The organism is Mesorhizobium amorphae, assembly GCF_014843845.1.
Taxonomy (GTDB): Bacteria; Pseudomonadota; Alphaproteobacteria; order Rhizobiales; family Rhizobiaceae; genus Mesorhizobium; species Mesorhizobium amorphae_A.
The window spans coordinates 76,052-93,959 of sequence record NZ_JHQS01000053.1 but is presented as its reverse complement, the minus strand read 5'-3'; the positions used below and the strand labels follow the sequence as shown (position 1 = coordinate 93,959).

The 17,908-nt window shown below is 61.4% G+C and carries 15 protein-coding genes; 6 read left to right on the top strand and 9 right to left on the bottom strand.

Annotated elements, in window-relative coordinates:
• Positions 1-385 precede the first annotated feature (385 nt).
• Positions 386-922: a DnaJ domain-containing protein gene (locus tag DH08_RS21020; protein WP_192181136.1), complete on the top strand. Its 537-nt coding sequence runs from the start codon at positions 386-388 to the stop codon at positions 920-922.
• A 36-nt stretch (positions 923-958) separates the two neighbouring features.
• Here DH08_RS21020 and DH08_RS21015 read toward each other — a convergent pair whose 3' ends face one another.
• The 3 genes from DH08_RS21015 to DH08_RS21005 all read right to left on the bottom strand — a co-directional run bounded on the left by DH08_RS21015 (position 959) and on the right by DH08_RS21005 (position 5,524).
• Positions 959-3,121 (bottom strand): TonB-dependent siderophore receptor, encoded by a 2,163-nt coding sequence (locus DH08_RS21015; RefSeq protein WP_192181135.1) that lies wholly within the window; start codon positions 3,119-3,121, stop codon positions 959-961.
• Between the two features lie 154 nt (positions 3,122-3,275).
• On the bottom strand, positions 3,276-4,157 hold the full coding sequence (locus DH08_RS21010; RefSeq protein ID WP_345892428.1) for a helix-turn-helix domain-containing protein: 882 nt from the start codon (positions 4,155-4,157) through the stop codon (positions 3,276-3,278).
• 272 nt (positions 4,158-4,429) lie between these two features.
• Positions 4,430-5,524 (bottom strand): autotransporter outer membrane beta-barrel domain-containing protein, encoded by a 1,095-nt coding sequence (locus DH08_RS21005; RefSeq protein ID WP_192181134.1) that lies wholly within the window; start codon positions 5,522-5,524, stop codon positions 4,430-4,432.
• A gap of 397 nt (positions 5,525-5,921) precedes the next feature.
• Between DH08_RS21005 and DH08_RS21000 the strand changes: the two genes are divergently transcribed.
• Positions 5,922-7,382: a caspase family protein gene (locus DH08_RS21000; RefSeq protein WP_246800948.1), complete on the top strand. Its 1,461-nt coding sequence runs from the start codon at positions 5,922-5,924 to the stop codon at positions 7,380-7,382.
• Between the two features lie 49 nt (positions 7,383-7,431).
• Here DH08_RS21000 and DH08_RS20995 read toward each other — a convergent pair whose 3' ends face one another.
• Entirely contained in the window at positions 7,432-7,959 is a 528-nt protein-coding gene (locus tag DH08_RS20995; RefSeq protein ID WP_192181133.1) for an OmpA family protein, read from the bottom strand.
• Between the two features lie 288 nt (positions 7,960-8,247).
• Between DH08_RS20995 and DH08_RS20990 the strand changes: the two genes are divergently transcribed.
• The 3 genes from DH08_RS20990 to rimO all read left to right on the top strand — a co-directional run bounded on the left by DH08_RS20990 (position 8,248) and on the right by rimO (position 11,021).
• Positions 8,248-8,655: a DUF930 domain-containing protein gene (locus DH08_RS20990; protein ID WP_192181132.1), complete on the top strand. Its 408-nt coding sequence runs from the start codon at positions 8,248-8,250 to the stop codon at positions 8,653-8,655.
• A gap of 190 nt (positions 8,656-8,845) precedes the next feature.
• On the top strand, positions 8,846-9,532 hold the full coding sequence (locus DH08_RS20985) for a TerC family protein (RefSeq protein ID WP_192181131.1): 687 nt from the start codon (positions 8,846-8,848) through the stop codon (positions 9,530-9,532).
• A 172-nt stretch (positions 9,533-9,704) separates the two neighbouring features.
• Positions 9,705-11,021: a 30S ribosomal protein S12 methylthiotransferase RimO gene (gene rimO, locus DH08_RS20980; protein ID WP_192181130.1), complete on the top strand. Its 1,317-nt coding sequence runs from the start codon at positions 9,705-9,707 to the stop codon at positions 11,019-11,021.
• A gap of 160 nt (positions 11,022-11,181) precedes the next feature.
• On the opposite strand, the gene DH08_RS20975 is transcribed toward rimO, so the two are convergent.
• Positions 11,182-11,625 carry a hypothetical protein gene (locus DH08_RS20975; protein ID WP_192181129.1) on the bottom strand — a complete coding sequence of 148 codons (444 nt, stop codon included), beginning with the start codon at positions 11,623-11,625 and terminating at the stop codon, positions 11,182-11,184.
• 356 nt (positions 11,626-11,981) lie between these two features.
• On the opposite strand from DH08_RS20975, the gene DH08_RS20970 reads away from it, so the two are divergent.
• Positions 11,982-13,085 (top strand): acyltransferase family protein, encoded by a 1,104-nt coding sequence (locus tag DH08_RS20970; protein ID WP_192181128.1) that lies wholly within the window; start codon positions 11,982-11,984, stop codon positions 13,083-13,085.
• A 44-nt stretch (positions 13,086-13,129) separates the two neighbouring features.
• On the opposite strand, the gene DH08_RS20965 is transcribed toward DH08_RS20970, so the two are convergent.
• The 4 genes from DH08_RS20965 to DH08_RS20950 are packed head-to-tail and all read right to left on the bottom strand — an operon-like array spanning position 13,130 to position 17,853.
• Positions 13,130-14,197, bottom strand: coding sequence for a BMP family ABC transporter substrate-binding protein (locus DH08_RS20965; RefSeq protein ID WP_192181127.1), 1,068 nt, complete (start codon positions 14,195-14,197; stop codon positions 13,130-13,132).
• Positions 14,198-14,246: 49 nt separating this feature from the next.
• Positions 14,247-15,167 (bottom strand): ABC transporter permease, encoded by a 921-nt coding sequence (locus DH08_RS20960; RefSeq protein WP_192181126.1) that lies wholly within the window; start codon positions 15,165-15,167, stop codon positions 14,247-14,249.
• Entirely contained in the window at positions 15,167-16,279 is a 1,113-nt protein-coding gene (locus DH08_RS20955) for an ABC transporter permease (protein WP_192181125.1), read from the bottom strand. The genes DH08_RS20960 and DH08_RS20955 overlap by 1 nt, the downstream gene beginning before the upstream one ends.
• A complete protein-coding gene (locus tag DH08_RS20950) occupies positions 16,276-17,853 on the bottom strand; it encodes an ABC transporter ATP-binding protein (RefSeq protein ID WP_192181124.1) in 1,578 nt (525 codons plus the stop codon). The genes DH08_RS20955 and DH08_RS20950 overlap by 4 nt, the downstream gene beginning before the upstream one ends.
• Positions 17,854-17,908: the final 55 nt, after the last annotated feature.

The following is a 17,908-nucleotide window of genomic DNA, read 5'->3' as shown; positions in this document are numbered from 1 at the left end:
GCCTTCCTGCTGACCAGGCAGCATATGCGCAAAATGCTCAGCGGGACCGTGGCGCGCCCCGGCACCTACATCGCGGAGGAATCAACCACTTGCAGTTGCAATCCACGATGGCGACAACGGCGCGGATCTATCGACGTTTGTATCATGCCGACTCAACCGAAGTCCTCTAGTCTGATGCGAGAGGTCTGAGCAATGGCGGCAGAGGTCCGATCTGCGACTTTCGTAAAGAGTTCGTACAAGCTTTATGCTGATATTACGGCGCGCGGTTGAACTCGAGAGGGGCGCAGTGAGCCCACCAAACACTTTAGCCAACTTACGCTTCGCTCGGCGGATGCTGGCGGAGGCCCGCCGGTGTGCGCAATAGCGATGTCGTGGAGGCGCCACTATGTTCATTGACTACTACGAAGTTCTGGAAATCAGCCCGAACGCGAATTCGGAAACGATAGAACGGATATTTCGTCATTTTGCTATGCGTTACCATCCCGATAATCAAATCACCGGCGATGAAGCACGCTTCAGCGAAATCGTGGAGGCTCATAATACGCTCAGAGATCCGGTCAAGCGCGCGCAGTATGACATTCAGTATAAAGACCATTTGAACCTTCGGCGCGAGTTGACCGAGGAAGCCGGCAACACCAAAGGCATCGAACGGGACGTCGTCATTCAGGCCAAGGTGCTCTCGCTTCTTTATGTCAAACGCCGACAAGACGTGAACAATCCCGGCATTGGCGATACAGAACTCGAGCGCTTGTCAGGCTGTCCGCGCGAACACCTGGAGTTTCATCTCTGGTATCTAAAGGCAAAAGGCTGGATCGCAAGGATCGAAAACGGGATGTTCGCGATCACCGTAGACGGCATCGATCGCGCCAATTCCGAACATCGTCGTGACACGACCACCAGACTACTGGACCATACAAGCTGACGCGGAAGACTCGTCGCCGCCTTCCTCCTTGGGTCGTCACCAACTGGTATGCGCCTTCAGTTTGAACGACCGGCCTTCGCCATACGAACAGGTCAGCGTCGTCTGGCAGCTGGCGACATAGGTCTTGTCGAACAGATTGGTGATGTTGAGATCGACGCCCCAGTTCTCCCTTTCATAGCCAAGCTTCAGGTCGGCCAGCGTGACAGCCGGCACCTTCGCAGTGTTCTCATTGTCGGCCCATGAGGAGCCGAGATGGCGCACGCCGGCGCCGATCGAGATGCCGTCATACCAGTCGCCGCGGAAAGTGTAGTCGACCGAGGCCGAGGCCATCACTTCGGGTACGATGAAGGGCGTTTTGCCGATGAGCGCGGGGTTGATGTCCTTGGTGATGTCGATGTCATAGGCAGTGAAAGCGCCCGTTGCCCGGAAATCCTCGGTGATGTTCACCTTGCCTTCCAGTTCCACGCCGCGCGAGCGCACCTCGCCGGTTTGTAACTGCGTGAACAGGGTAACATTCGAAGGCACATTCTGACGGGTCAGGTCGAATACCGACAGGGCGAACAGGCCATCCATGAAGGTCGGCACGTATTTGATACCGGCCTCGTACTGCACGCCCTCTTCCGGCTTGAACAGGTTGCCGTTGGCGTCGGTACCGATGATGGGGTTGAAGAAGGTGGCGAAGCTGACATAGGGGGTTACGCCGTTGGCGAACTCATAGGCGAGGCCGGCGCGGCCGGAGAAATCGCCGACGGTGCTGTTCTGCGTGCTGGAGCTCGCAGAGTAATATGTCGGGCGATTGTCGGCTTCGAGCCAGCCGCGGTCATAGCGGCCGTTCAGCGTCACCAGCCAGCCGTCGCCGAAGCGCAGCTGGTCCTGCGCATAGAAGCCGAGCTGCTTCTGCGTCAGATCCTGGTTGAGATAGCTGACCCGCTCTGTAAGTGGCGCACCATAGACAGGGTCGAAGGCATCGATCGGCGGGGTCGTTCCGAAGAGGGCCGACGACTGCACCTGGTCGATGTTGTAATATTTGTAGTCGATGCCGGCCAGCAGCGTGTGCTCGAGCGGGCCGGTCTCGACCTTGCCCTCGATCTGCAGGTCCGACAGGAACGTCATCGCGTCGGTGTCGTGACCGAAGTTGATGCGGTTCAGCTGCGTCGATGTAGGGCTCACCCAACCGTTGGGATAGACGCTGACTTCATTGATGTCGGCGGCGGTGAAGCGGGCATTTGAGCGCACCGTCCAGTCATTGTCGAAAGTGTGCTCGAACTCGTAGCCGATCGAGCCCTGCTCGCGCTTGTAGAGATCGATGCTCGGTTCTGTGAAGTTGGCGTCGGGGTCGATGCGGCCGTAGTTCACGCCGTTGACGATCCGGTCCGTCACCGTGCCGTCGTAAGGCAGGAAGCTCCCGCCATTGTGGTTCTCGTCGATGTGGCTGTAGTTGGCCAGGATGGTCAGCGTGGTTGCTTCGTCCGGCTTCCAGCTGATGCTTGGCGAAATGAAGCCGCGCCAGCCGTCCTGATAGTCGCTGTAGGTATCGCCGCCGGCGACCTTGCCCGTCACCCGATAGCTGACCGCGCCATTGTTGGCGACATCGCCGATGTCGAAGCCGAGATAGACATTGCCTGCGTCGTTGACGCCGGTTTCGACATAGCGCTTGCGTTCGAAATCCGGCCGCTTGCTGACATAGTTGACCATGCCGCCCGGATTGCTGCCGCCATAGAGAACGGAGGCCGGTCCCTTCAGCACCTCGATGCGCTCCAATCCGAAGGAGTCGACATAGAAACCGCCAAAACCGTAGCTGAACAGCTGCAGGCCATCCATGTAGGTGCCGGTGGCCGTCGCCTGGAAGCCGCGGATGAACATCCAGTTGGTGTCGCTGTCAGGGCCAAAAGGCTGGGCGAACACGCCGGCGGTGTAGCGCAGTGCCTCGTCGGCCTTCTGCGCGCCCTGGTCGTCGATTTCCTGCCGGCCGATCACCGAGACCGATTGCGGGATGTCCTTGAGCTCGGTGGCCGCCTTGGAGCCGGTCGTCGTTTTCTTGGCGACGACGCCGTCGACCGGCCCGGTGGCGCTGTCGCCCAACTCGCCCTCGACCAGCACCGGTTCCAGCTGGGTGCCGGTTTGCACGGTCTGCGCGAACGCGGCCATCGGCGAGATCATCGCGACAGCAGCGACGCTGCCAGCCAGAAGCGACTTCATCCGGTAAATTCTGCTCATAAGGAAAGTGCCCGCCCGTCGACATTGAGATACTTGATCATTTATCTCAACTTATCTGCTGGTCATTGGACGGAGTTGGGCGGTTTGTCGGTTCTTGTCCAAACGGCTGACATCGCAGCGTCATGTTGCGGAAATGTCACTCACGGACGGCGCTCTTCCAGGCGCCCGGCGTCACGCCGACGACCGACTTGAACACCCGCGTCAGATGGGCCTGGTCGAAAAACCCAGTCGCCTCGGCAATATCACCGAGCGAGGCGGCATCATGCGCCATCATCGCCTGTGCCCTGCCGATCCGCGCCTGCATCTGCCAGCGATGCGGCGGCACGCCTGTCGCCGCCTTGAAGGCGTGGCTGGTTGCGGTTTCGGACAGGCCGGTCAGCGTGGCGAGGTCGGCGAGACGGATCCTGTCCAGGCAATGCGCGTCTATATAATCGATGACGAGGCGCAGCTTGCGGCGGGACAACGGCGCCCGGCGCCGCGCGGCAACCGGCTGGTCTATCTGGAAAAGGTTCGCGAACAAGGCGTTGAGCAGGCCCTCGCCGTAGAGATCATGCAGCTTCTGGCCAGCGTCGCATTCGGCGGCAATCAGGCCGGCAAGCGTTGCGATCCGGTCGTCGCGAAACTGGAAGCGTGACACATGCAGGGCCTCGCGATCGAGGCTGCGGCCGAAGCGGCGCGTCAGCGCTGCGGCGTCGAAGTGCAGGTCGAGATGCCTGATCCGGTGCAGCCCATCGACCCGGCCACGAATCGGCACCCCGGCCGGAATGTAGGCCATGGAAAAGGCCCGGTCGTGGCGGCGCGCTTCGCCCTTGACCCCTTCGACGAAGAAGGCGCCGTCGCCTTCGACATCGAGAGCGACAAACAGCCGGGGGTCGGGAGAGACATAGAAGCCCTCGGCCCGGTCCGCGCATGACACATCCCAGAGGTCGGCAACCGCGCCGTCCCAGACGTGGCATTTCAAACCGCCAATGACGGAAAATCCCTGAATGCGGCTTTCCATGCGCGGAACGAAGGACACGCTTTCCTCTCATCTGATCGAGACTCTGGTTCAGTACATTTCTTGATGAAAGGTTTAGTACATTTCTTGATGAAAACGGTCAAGTTTTGTCGCGGAGTGGGTCCGGTGGGGCAGCCTGTGTCGGCTACGGTGTGGCCGCAGCCGGCACCCGGCCCCCTTCCCGTGCGTCCGGCGAGGTCCGTCTCGGACAGTCGAGCGGCGCAACACCGCAACGAGTTGTTGCCTGGATCGAGACAGGTTCGATCCGGCCACAACCCACGCTTTGCTGAATGTCAAAAGGCGATCTTCAGGCCCAGCTTGCCGCTGATGGTTGAGCTGTCTTCGGACCACTTGCCGCGAATTTCACTGCTGAGCGTGGTTGCCTGCGTCATCTTGAGATTGAAGCCTGAGGACAGGGCCACGGAGAGGTCCGCATCGTCGAACTCGCTTTCCACGCCTTCAACGCTGGCCGTGTTTGAATAACCGAAGCGCTGCTGGATATCTGCCCGCGCATAGGGGCTTATCACCATGCCGTTCCCGAGTTGAAAATCGGCATAGATTCCGGGATCGAATTTGACCGCGCCAAACGACAAGCGGCTCTTTCCGAAATCCGTGTCGGAATCGTCCGTATAGGCATCACCGGTAAACGTGACGCCCAGCAATCCGCCGCGCAGGTCAAGGCGCACCCGATCGGTCAGGCTGAAGATACGGCCGACCGATCCGGTTACCGCATAGCCTTGCGTGTCGTAGCTTCCGGACGTGCCGGAGCGGTCGACGTCCGTGTTGCCGAGGAATGCCGATGCGGCCACGAGCACATAGCTTGTGCCGTGACGATAGAGGCCATAGCCGCCGAACATGCCGCTTCTGTTGGTGGCCTCACCGCCGTCGAAGAACCCGAAAGCATCGACGCCTACCTCGGCCGAGGCGTAGCCGCCAAACAGACCGAGGTTGAGGCCGTGCTCGTTGTCGAAGCCGAAATGCTTCGCGGCATTGAAGTCCACGCTGACGGCGGCGGAGAATTCATCGACGTCGAAATGCGGTCCGTCGAACGTATCGATGCTGTTCGAAACCCTGAAACCGTCATGCTCGGTATGGGCAAGCTGGCCGGACGCGAAAACACCGAATGGCGCGGCCTGGCCCGGTGGGGCTATTTTGGCGGGGCTGACATCCGCATCGACGATGTCGTCGACAATGTTGCCAAGCGCATCCAGGGAGGTGTCGACAATCGCGCTGTTGGCCGCGCCGCCAATATAGCAACTCGTGTCGAGAAAGGTTCCATCGTTGTCGAGGATGCAGGCGTTCGCGGTGGAGGGCATGAAAATGAAGCCCGTGCCGATCGAGAACGCGCTCGCCGTGCACAGGCGCAGAAGCCAATTCTCTGCTTTCATTGTCCCCTTCCTGGCTGCTTGCGATATCAGACTCGAATATCAGGGCATGCGGTTCGCCGATGAACTATGAAGTATGTCACTGACTGCTGCAGATGCGAGCGCAACAATTGCTCCTTTATTGGCAAGGAGCATACCAGCTTATGTTCAGCGAGCATATCGAGTCGTGCGAAGCGCTGGCCCCGGCATGCTGAGATGGCAGGGCCGCCCTGTGGTTGCGCTCGACGGCGTGTTGAGGACAAGGCGCACGCGCAGGTCGAAAGTGAGCCGTGCCACGCAGCCTTCCTTCAGGATGGTTTCTCGTGTAAAAATTGCCGCTGTCTTCGGAGATACTGGTTTCGGCGCACGAAGAGGGACGGCGCCAGGCGGGTGGACACTTCGGTGACTCGAAGATTGTCGCATGCTGAAACGAGCTCGTGACATGACCTACGGTCCCTTCCTGCGCATTGTGGCAGTTCTGCTGGTTTCATTGTTCGGATCGATCGGCGCTCAGGCCGCGGTCGTGGAAGAACTGTCGTCGCAGCCCGGCAAACGGCTGGCGATCGTCATCGGCAATTCCAATTATCAAAGCACGCACCTTCCCCATCTGGCGAATGCCGGCAACGACGCGACAAGGCTTTCGGAAAGCCTGAAAAGGCTGAACTTCGATGTGCTGACAGGAACGGATCTTTCGTCCGACGGATTTGCCAGGCTCTTTCAGGAGGCCGACGGCAAGCTTGCCGGCGCCAGTGCCGTGCTGATCTTCTACGCCGGCCACGGGGTACAGCTTCAGGGCGAAAACTATCTGCTGCCGGTCGACACCCCCGATGCTCAGAACCTTGCTGAGTTGACCGCGCGCGCGGTCAGGCTCAACGACGTGATTTCGAGGTTTGCCAGCCGGGAGCGGCAGACGTTCATTTTTCTCGATGCGTGCCGGAACAATCCCATGGGCAAAGGCGCGAGCGCCATGGATGGTCTCGCTCAGGTCGAGGTCGGCGAAAACACGTTTGTCGCCTTCGCGACGCAGCCCGGCAACACGACGGTCGACGGGTCGGGCGACAACAGCCCCTTCACCACGGCTCTGCTGAAGAACATCGAGATTCCAGGGCTCAGCATTTCGGACATGATGATCCGGGTGCGCAACGAGACCGAAGCACTGACCGTTGGCCGCCAGGTGCCATGGGACCAGTCGAACCTGCGCGAGCAGTTCTATTTCACCGAGCAGCAAGAACTCGACCCGGCTCAGCTCAGCGCCAGCCTGTCGCGCATTCTGTCGGATCCGGTCGCCAAGGAAAAACTGCAGATCGAGCTTGCGTCCAACGATCTGCAGACCGCGGTGATCATCGTCGGGCAGACATTGCGATCGGTCGAGATTTCGCCGCCCTCAGCCGCACCGGCCAAGCCCGTCGGCACGCAGATGGCCAGCCTCGAGGGCGCGCGGCAAAGCGTCGTCTCCGGCCTCGAAACGCTGATCGTCGGCAAGTCGGGCGAGCCGGACCAGGAGAAAGCAACCGATCTCGCACGCAGCATCCAGACGGAATTGCGGCGCCTCGGCTGCTACCGGACGACGATTGACGGTAGCTGGGGCAAGGGTTCAGTCCGCGCCGTCACCAACTACTACAAGAACACCAGGCAAACGGCATCGACGACCGAACCCACGGTCGAGCTTCTGAGCGACCTGTTCCTGCATTCCGGCAGGGTCTGCAAGGACCCGGTGCTTGTGAAGGCCAAGCCGGCGAGGGTTTCCACAGGTCTGGCTCCGGCGCGCGGCAAGGCGGCAACCAACCGCAAGGCCGGCAAAGCGTCGAAGCCGCAAGCTTCGCGTCCCGCGGCTCCTCCGCCCGACATCAGTGGCGGGATCGGCATAGGCGGCGTGTTCTAGGGAACCCAAGCCTGCCATTTGGCAGGCATCATCGGCAGGCGAATGCCGTCTATTGCACGCTCAGCCGCATTTCGACCCGCCGGTTGACCGGATCGTAGGGGTCGGGAACGCGCGGATTGGTCGCGCCGAGGCCGACAGCCTTGACGCGTGCCGGTTCTATTCCGCTCGACAAAAGGAATGCCGTCACCGATTGAGCCCGCTGCTCCGACAGGCGATCGTTGTAGGCCGGCGCGCCCGAAGCGTCGGTATAGCCTTCAACGACGAAATTGTGTGTCTTCAGGCGGTTGTCTTTCAGCGCCTTGGCGAATTCGCCCAGTTTGGCTCGCGCTTCAGGCAGCAGCTCGGCGGAATTCAGGTTGAAGTTGATCAGCATATCGAGGCCGCTTGGCGCCGGTGCATCGGTCTTGCTCTCGCATTGATCCTGGGCGCCGACGCATATCCCACGCGATGCGCCCAGATCGGACGTCTTGGCGAAAAACTTGATGATGTCTTCCGACGATTGGACCGGGTCGGCAAGCGACGAATTCGACGCCGCCAGTGCTGCCGCCAGAACGAAGATTGAAATGGTTGCCCGCATTGCCGCCTCCAGTGCTGACGTCACGGATCGCAGCGCATTATCCCGCATCTGCTGCGCGTGAGATGTGATCAATCTCACATCCAAATCACCCTGTGGCGACTGGCCAGACGCTGTAGCGGGAGCCCGCGAACAAGCGCTTCTGCGAAGGTGTTGGAGGCGAACATACACCATGCGGAATTGGCAGGCGAGTTGAACTTGACGCCTGACGTCACGCCGTTCCGCGCCTGCCTGCCCGATGGTTTCGAGAGAAAGCCTGCGATCGCGCTTGGTTGATTTCCTGGACGAAGTATGCTGCTTGTCGCGCCCATGAAAAAGCTCTGCCTTATGGTGCTGGCGTCGCTGATGCTGGCGTGGCCGGCCAGCGCGATGGATAGCGCGCTACGCGCCGGCCTGCTGAAACTCGATCCACAGACGCGGCTCGAACAGCGTTGCGATGCAGAGGTGCTGGACCGGATTTCCCACGACGACCGCAAGTTCAAGGCCGATCGCGTCGTCGCCTACGCCTTCGCGACCCCGGAAATGGGCACCGACGCGATCAGAAGCCCAGGGGCTGCCTTCCGCAGCAAGGGCCAGTGGTATCGGCTGAAATTCAAGTGCCAGACCGCACCGGACCATATGCAGGTGCTGCAGCTCCGCTACCGGATCGGCGACGAAATCCCGCAGGCCGATTGGACGAAGTACAATCTCTACGACTAGAATCCTCTAAGCCCGATTCCTGGCATTTGCGGGCCTTGGCCGCCCTCGGCGACAGTCCTGCTTGCCCTATATCAAGGCGGGCGTCCGACATTGTCCCCTGCAATCCCTTGACGCGCACGAACCATACACGTTAGGGCGTCTGGATATTCGACGACCGACACTCGGCGAACAAGCAAAGGGCCTCCAGCCGATGGAAATTTTCACCGCCGCAGGCCTCTCGGCCCTGCTCCAGGTCATCGCCATCGACCTCGTACTTGCCGGCGATAACGCCATCGTTATCGGCCTTGCCGCAGCCGGCCTTCCCTCCGACCAGCGCAAGAAGGCGATTCTCGTCGGCATCGCGGCCGCCACTGTGCTTCGCATCTTCTTTGCCCTGATCACGCAGTGGCTGCTCGCCATCGGCCCCATGCTCCTCATCGCCGGCGGCCTGCTGCTGCTTTGGGTGTGCTGGAAGATGTGGCGCGAGCTGCGTGTCACCCACGAGCAGGAACATGATGCGACGGAATCGCTGTCCAATGTCGACTACGACAAGGACGGAACGATTGGCAGCAAGGGACCGCGCAAGACCTTCGCCCAGGCAGCATGGCAGATCGTCATTGCCGACGTTTCAATGTCTCTCGACAACGTCCTTGCGGTCGCGGGGGCGGCGATGGACCATCCGACGGTGCTGATCATCGGCCTGGCGCTGTCGATTGCGCTGATGGGCTTCGCCGCTTCGTTTGTCGCACGGCTGCTGCACAAATACCGCTGGATTGCCTATATCGGCCTCCTGATCATTCTCTACGTCGCGGTGAAGATGTTTCTGGATGGTGCCGTGCAGCAGTTTCCCGAGCAGTTTGCGTTCCTGGCGCCCTGGTTCGGACCGAGCCATCATTGAGCTTGGGCGGTCGGCGCGCATCGCGGCGACCCGTTCGCGGTTTGCTTGACTGCGGAACTGTGCTATTGCGCCGCGCAAATCAGGCTCGCGCGAGAGCCCAAAAGATCGATATGTATCGGGACTTCCGGGCCGGACCTCAGGGTTTCCGGCCCGCGTCCATTGGAAACCGCAAATGTCCGCAGCTCCCCGCGTCAGTTTCGTCAGTCTTGGATGCCCGAAAGCCCTGGTGGATTCGGAACGCATCATCACGCGCCTGCGCGCCGAAGGTTATGAGATCGCGCGCAAGCATGACGGCGCCGATCTCGTCGTCGTCAACACCTGCGGCTTCCTCGATTCGGCCCGCGACGAGTCGCTCAACGCAATCGGTTCCGCGCTTTCGGAAAATGGCAGGGTCATCGTCACCGGTTGCCTTGGCGCCGAGCCCGATGTCATCCGCGAAAAGCATCCGAACGTTCTCGCCATCACCGGACCGCAAGCCTATGAGAGCGTGATGGCGGCGGTGCATGAAGCAGCACCGCCCAGCCACGATCCGTATGTCGACCTGCTACCGCCGCAAGGCGTCAAGCTGACACCGCGCCACTACGCCTATCTCAAGATTTCCGAAGGCTGCAACAACCGCTGCACCTTCTGCATCATCCCGGCGCTGCGCGGCGACCTCGTCTCGCGCCCGGCCGCCGACGTGTTGCGCGAAGCCGAGAAACTGGCCAAGGCCGGCGTCAAGGAGATCCTGGTCATCTCGCAGGACACCAGCGCCTACGGCATCGACATCAAGTACCAGACAAGCATGTTCGGCGATCGCGAGGTGCGGGCGAAGTTCCTTGACCTGTCCGAAGAGCTCGGCAAGCTCGGCATCTGGGTGCGCATGCACTATGTCTACCCCTACCCGCATGTCGCCGACGTCATCCCGCTGATGGCCGAGGGAAAAATCCTTCCCTATCTGGACATCCCGTTCCAGCATGCTTCGCCACAGGTGCTGAAGAACATGCGCCGCCCCGCGCATGGCGAAAAGACACTGGAGCGCATTCGCGGCTGGCGCGAGGTGTGCCCGGATCTCGCCATCCGCTCGACCTTCATCGTCGGCTTTCCCGGCGAGACGGACGAGGATTTCGAGATGCTGCTCGACTGGCTGGACGAGGCCAAGATCGACCGCGCCGGCTGTTTCAAATACGAGCCGGTCAGGGGTGCGCGTTCCAACAACCTCGGTCTCGAACAGGTCCGCCAAGAGATCAAGGAAGCACGTTGGCATCGCTTCATGCAGCGCCAGCAGAAGATCTCGGCGACGCAGCTGGCCAAGAAGGTCGGCAAGCGCCTGCCGGTGTTGATCGACGAGGCGCATGGCACGTCTGCCAAGGGCCGCACCAAATACGATGCGCCGGAGATCGATGGCTCGGTGCATATCCAGTCGCGCCGTCCGCTGCGCGCCGGCGACATCGTCACCGTCAAGATCGACCGTGCCGATGCCTACGATCTCTATGGTTCGGCGGTTTAGAATCAACATTTTCGAACGGGCGATACGAAGCCGGCTCAGGATCTAAGGCGGGCCGATGCGGTTCGCCACGTCCTTGCGAGACCGGAAGCCGCCGAAAGGGCGCCTCCCGGCGCCCTCAGATTTTTTTGGCACACCCTTCGGTAATCTGTGTTGCGTTTCGTCAGAGCTTCACCGCCTCGATTGCAGCCAGGGACCGATCGATCACCTGATCGAGGGTCTTATCCAGTTGCATGCCCGTCGACTCGGCTGCGACTACCGACAGGCGTGCGGCAAATCCCAAATGATAGTCCACGAACCAATCGGGTCGCGGCTCCGGGTCTGGAAATGGCCCCCACCACGGCGGAAGCTTCGGTATCTTCGGTCGCGTGGGGCACCAATCGTCAAGGTCGCTCAACAACGCTTGCATACCGAGCCCGCCTCGCTCGGCGAACCACGCGCAGCGGACGAATTCGTCGGCGATCGCGGCGCCCAGTTCGTGAGGCGGGAGCGGCTGAGGATTGAGTGCGATCTGCACAAGCCGCCCCTGTGGTCCGCGCGGGATGACGTCGAAGATGGCGGGAATGCGTTTCCCGATGATCGCCAAGAGTTTTTTATTCAATTGCATAAGACCTCCTTCTGCTGACACTTGTCACGCCGACCGATTTAGTCCGGGCCGCAAGATCAGCTTGGAAGTAAAAGCCGTTGGTGTATGTGAAGGCGGTCACGGAGCCGCATCACGGATATTGTGACGGGCGCACGAAGACATGGAACTCACAAGAAATGCCGGCTTGAACACTTGGCGAAAGACCGTCGAGAGATCCTTCAAGATCGACCGCGCGACGTCTGCGACCTCTACGGCTCGGCGGCCTGACGTCGTTTCAACCTCGCCGCATTTACTACAACCGGCGATAGTTCCGGCGTCTTAACCCATTCGGCCGCAATCCGCATTAATGGTTTCAAACTGTCAATGCGGGGGTTCGCATGCACGTCAAACCGGTGCGGCAGGATTACATCGCTTCGCTGGACCTGTTGAGGCTGGCGGCTGCGCTGGCTGTCGTCATCTTCCACTATTTCTTTCGCGGCGCGGCCTCCGGCGGCGCTCTCGCCGAAGCCTATTCGCTTGCCGCGCCGTTCGCCCTGTACGGCTACCTCGGCGTCAATTTGTTCTTTCTGATCAGCGGGTTCGTCATCGCCTGGTCGGCGGAAGGCCGCAACTGGGAACAGTTTGCGATGGCGCGGTTCGTGCGTCTCTATCCGGGCTTTCTCGCTTGCATGACGATCACCTTCATCGTCATCCTTTCTGTCGGCGAACCGCTGTTTTCAACCTCCTTCGCCCAATATGCCGCCAACCTGTCCATGTTTGCGCCGGCCTTCGGCCAATCGTTCATGGACGGCGTCTACTGGTCGATCGTCCTCGAGCTGGTTTTCTACGGATGGGTGACGCTCGCTCTGTTCACCGGCATCTTCCAGAAACGCAAGCTGGAGCTGATCTTCATCTGGCTGGCAATCTCGGCTCTGAACGAGTTCTTCGTCGGCAGTCGTGCAATAAGGCTGCTGTTCATCACCGAGTTCGGCCCGTTCTTCGCCGCCGGCGTGCTGGTCCACCATATCCATGCGCATGGCCGTTCGCTGCCAGCCTTGCTGCTGCTTGCGGCCTCCTTCCTGCTGTCCTGCAGCACGATATCGGTGACGCGGGACTGGATGCTGAACGAATACGGCATTGCCGTTTCGCAGCCCCATCTCGTGATCGCCAATTTTGCTATGCATGCCATGCTGATCGGCGGCGTTCTGTTGCGTAGCCGGATTGGCCCATCCGGGCTGACGCTGGCGCTGGGCGGGTTGACCTATCCGCTCTACCTTCTGCACCAAAACATCGGCTATCTCGCGATCAATGCCGCCGCACCGCTGGTCGGCAAATGGACCGCCGCCCTGGGCTGTGTCGCCCTCATGCTCTTTGCTTCATGGGCGATCTGGCGCTATTTCGAACGACCGGCCCAGCGCATGGTCAAGAGCTGGCTTGGCCGTGCGGTTGAGGCTGCGCTGGCGCGGTTTCGTCGCGTCACCGATGCGCAACCCGCCGAATGAAAAGGGCGCCTCGCGGCGCCCTTTTCGTTTGATTTTTCCGATACTTACTGCGGCAGCTTGTCGTCGACGCCCTTGACGTAGAAATTCATGCCGAGCAGCGTGCCGTCGTCGGCGACTTCGCCGTCCTTCAGCCACGGCGTGCCGTCCTGCTTGGCGATCGGCCCGGTGAAGGGGTTCCAGCCGTCGGCGATCTTCTTCGCGGTCGCCTCGGCCATCGCCTTCACGTCGTCGGGCATGTTGGTGAACGGAGCCAGCTTGACGGCGCCGTCCTTGATGCCCAGCCAGACATTGCCCGGTTTCCAGGTGCCGTCGAGCGCCGCCTGGACGCGGCTGATATAGTACGGACCCCAATCGTCGGTGAGCGAGGTCAGTTGCGCCTTGGGTGCGAACTTGATCATGTCCGAAGACTGGCCAAAGCCGTGCAGGCCACGCTCTTCGGCCACTTGCAAGGCGGCGGTGGAATCGGTGTGCTGGACGATGATGTCGGCGCCCTGGTCGAACAGCGCCTTGGCGGCGTCGGCTTCCTTGCCCGGATCGAACCAGGAATTGACCCAGACGATCTTGGCCTTGAAGTTCGGGTTGATCGACTGCGCGCCGAGCATGAAGGAGTTGATGCCCATCACCACTTCGGGGATCGGGAAGGAAACGATGTAACCGGCAACGCCGGCCTTCGATTCCTTGGCGGCGATCTGGCCGAGCACATAGCGGCCTTCATAGAAGCGCGCATTGTAGATGCCGAGATTGTCGCCGGTCTTGTAGCCGGTGGCGTGCTCGAACATCACCTTGGGGAATTTCTTGGCAACCTTCACTTCCGGATCCATGAAGCCGAAGGAAGTGCCGAAGATGAGCTTGCAGCCTTCGCGTGCCAGACGCTCGAAAGCGCGGTCGGCATCGGGGCCTTCGGCGACGTTCTCGAGATAGGCGGTCTCGACCTTGTCGCCGAGCGCCTTCTCCACTTCGAGGCGGCCCTGGTCATGCTGGTAGGAGTAGCCGAAGTCGCCGATCGGGCCCGTATAGACCCAGCAGGCCTTGAACTTGTCCGCGGCCTCGGCGGTTACCGCCAGCGACATGGCGGCGGTGGTGGTGATCAGGGCAATAAGCAGTTTTTTCATTGTGTTACCTCTCTGAGTTAAGCCTTGGAGCTTCCCGTCTTTGTTATTGTCAACGATCCGGAACGAATGGCTGCCCCAAGGAAGCCGGCGTGTTCATCATCGTCAGACGCTTGTTGCGCGAGATTAGAACGAGAACCACGACGGTTGCCAGATAGGGCAGCGAAGAAAGCAGTTGCGAAGGCACCGGAATGCCAAATGCCTGTGCATGAAGCTGGCCGATCCAGACGGCACCGAAGATGTAGGCGCCGGCCAGCACCCGCCATGGCCGCCAGGAGGCGAAGACGACCAGCGCCAGCGCGATCCAGCCGCGTCCGGCGGTCATGTTCTCAACCCATTGCGGCGTGTAGACCAGCGACAGGTGGCCGCCGGCAAGGCCGGCACAGGCGCCGCCGAAGATCACCGAGAGATAGCGATAGCGGATGACCTTGATGCCAAGCGCATGCGCCGAGGTGTGGCTGTCGCCGATCGAGCGCAGCGTCAGTCCGGTGCGGGTCTTGAACAGGAACCACATGACGGCGGCGGTCAGCGCGATCGAGATGTAGAAGATCGGGTCCTGGCCGAACAGCAGCCTGCCGACGACCGGGATCGACGTCAGGCCGGGAATGTCGAGGTTGGGCAGCCGTTCGCCGGGCTGGCCGACGAAGCCGGTTCCCATCATGCCGGACAGGCCGAGGCCGAGCAGCGTCAACGACAGGCCGGTCGCCACCTGGTTGGTGGCCAAAGACAGCGTCATGACTGCAAACAGCAGCGAGAACACAGCGCCCATGGCGACGGCCGCGAGCAGCCCGATCCATGGCGATCCGGTGAGGTAGCCGGCGCCGAAGCCGCCGACCGCACCCATGATCATCATGCCTTCGACGCCGAGATTGAGCACGCCGGAGCGTTCGACGACCAGTTCGCCGATCGCGGCGATCAGCAGCGGCGTCGCCGCCGTGGCGATGGTCAAAAGGATGTTGACGGTGATGTCCATCAGCGGGCTTCCTTCAACTTCGGTGCGGCCTCGAGTTTCGGCGCGGCCAATCCGATCAGACGAATGCGGTAGTGAATGAGCGTGTCGCAGCCGAGCACGAAGAACAAAAGCATGCCCTGGAACACACGTGCCACCTTGTCGGAGATGCCGAGCGCGCTCTGCACTGCCTCGCCGCCGAGATAGGTCAGCGCCAGCACCAGGCCCGCGGCGACGATGCCGAGCGGATTGAGCCGGCCGAGGAAGGCCACGATGATGGCTGTGAAACCGTAGCCTGGCGAAATCACCGGCTGCAGCTGGCCGATGGCGCCGGAGACTTCCGAGATGCCGGCAAGCCCGGCCAGCGCACCCGACAGCAGGAAGGCGAAGAAAACCATGCGGTTGAGGCCGAAGCCGGCGAAGCGCCCTGCCCTTGGGCTCGAGCCGAGCACGCGGACCTCGAAACCCTTCAGCATGCGGCTCATCAGGATCCAGATCGCCACCGCCGCGAGCAGCGCAAAGATGAAGCCCCAGTTGGCGCGGCCGGCATCCGGCATCAATTCCGGCAGGATGCCCGAGTCGTTGAACTGAATGGTCTGCGGGAAACCATGGCCCTGCGGATCGCGCCACGGGCCACGAACCAGCCAGTCGAGGAAGAGCTGCGCGACATAGACCAGCATCAGGCTGGTCAGGATCTCGTTGGTGCCGAAGCGCGTCTTCAGCAAAGCCGGGATTGCCGCATAGGCGGCGCCGCCGACCATGCCGAGCAGAAGCATCAGCGGCAGCACCAGCGGTCCCTCGAACTGAGGAAAAAACACCGGGATAATCGAGCCGACAATGGCGCCCAGGACGAACTGGCCCTCGGCGCCGATGTTCCAGATATTGGCCTTGAAGCAAACCGACAGGCCGACCGCGATCAGGATCAAGGGCGCTGCCTTGATCGCCAGTTCATGCAACTGCCAGACCTGGCTGATCGGCTCGATGAAATAGATACGAAACGCGCTCAGCGGGTTGACGCCGAGCAACGCGAACATGATGGCGCCGGCGACGATCGTCAGCCCGAAGGCGATGAAGGGCGACAGCGCCGAAAACAGCATGGAGCGCTGCGGGCGTTTGACGAGTTCGAGGCGCATCATGCCGTCTCCAGCGTGTGTTCGGCGTGGCCGGGTTCGGCACCGCCCATCAGCAGTCCGATCTTCTCGAATGTGGCTTCGGCGATCGGCAGCGGCTTCGACAATTCGCCATTGTGCATGACCGCGATGGCGTCCGAAATCTCGAACAATTCGTCGAGGTCCTGACTGATCACCAGCACGGCCGAGCCGCTGCGGGCCAGTTCGATCAGGGCCTGGCGGATATGCGCGGCCGCACCCGCATCGACGCCCCAGGTTGGCTGGTTGACCACCATGACGCTCGGCCTGCGGTCGAGCTCGCGGCCGACGATGAATTTCTGCAGATTGCCGCCGGAAAGTGCGGCGGCTTCCGGATCCGGCGCGCTCTTGCGCACGTCCATCGCTTCAATGATGCGCTGGGAGGCGCTGTAGACCGCACCGCTTTTGACCATGCCGCCGGAGCCGACAAAAGCCTTGCCGTCGGTGGCGTGGCGCGACAGGAGCAGGTTTTCCGACAATTTCATGCGGGGTGCTGCACCATGGCCAAGCCGCTCTTCGGGCACGAAGGCAGCGCCCATCAGCCGCCTGCCGGTGATGGTGAGGCCACCGGCATCCTTGCCGCGAATGCGCACCGAGCCGGCGTCCTGCTGCAGCACCTCGCCGGAGACGGATTCGAAGAATTCGCCCTGGCCGTTGCCGGCCACGCCTGCGATGCCGATCACCTCGCCGGCGCGCACCCTCAGATTGATGTTCTTGAGCGGGATCGAGAACGGCGTTGCCGGCTTGCGGGTCAGCGCACGGATATCGAGCAGTGCCGGCGCGGTCTCGATGCCTTCAGCCGGCGCACGAACCACCGCTTTCACCTCGTTGCCGACCATCATGCGGGCTAGCGATGAAGCTGTTTCCTGGCGCGGATTGCAGTGGCCGACCACCTTGCCGTGGCGCAGCACGGTGGCGCGGTCGCAGATGCGTTTCACCTCTTCCAGCCGGTGCGAAATGTAGAGGATGGACTTGCCTTCCGAGCGCAGCCGCTCGAGCGTTTCGAACAGCTTGTCGGCCTCCTGCGGCGTCAGCACGGAGGTCGGTTCGTCGAGGATGATGAGCTGCGGGGTCTGCAGCAGGCAGCGGATGATCTCGATACGCTGGCGTTCGCCGACCGAAAGATCGCCAACCAGCGATTCCGGATCGAGCGGCAGGCCGTAGCTATAGGAAAGCGCCCTCGCCTTCGCCGCAATGCTGCTGATTGGCGAGCCGTCGTCCAGCGACAGCGCGATGTTCTCGGCCGCGGTCAACGCCTCGAACAGCGAAAAATGCTGGAAAACCATGCCGATACCGAGTTTCTTGGCGGCGCCCGGACTGGCGATCCTGACCGGCTGGCCGTTCCAGAAGATCTCGCCTGAATTCGGCTCGAGCGAGCCGAACAGCATCTTGACCAGCGTCGACTTGCCGGCACCGTTCTCGCCGAGCAATGCGTGGATCTCACCCTTGGCGATGTTGAGATCGACATGGTCGCACGCCGTCAGCGTGCCGAATATCTTGGTCAGTCCACGAACCTCAAGCAGGGTCGTGCTGTCATGATTTGCACTCACAGTGCCTCCCATCTGGTTTGCCAGATATGTTCTGTGTTCCCGCAAGCATGGTATGCGCTGCCGGCTC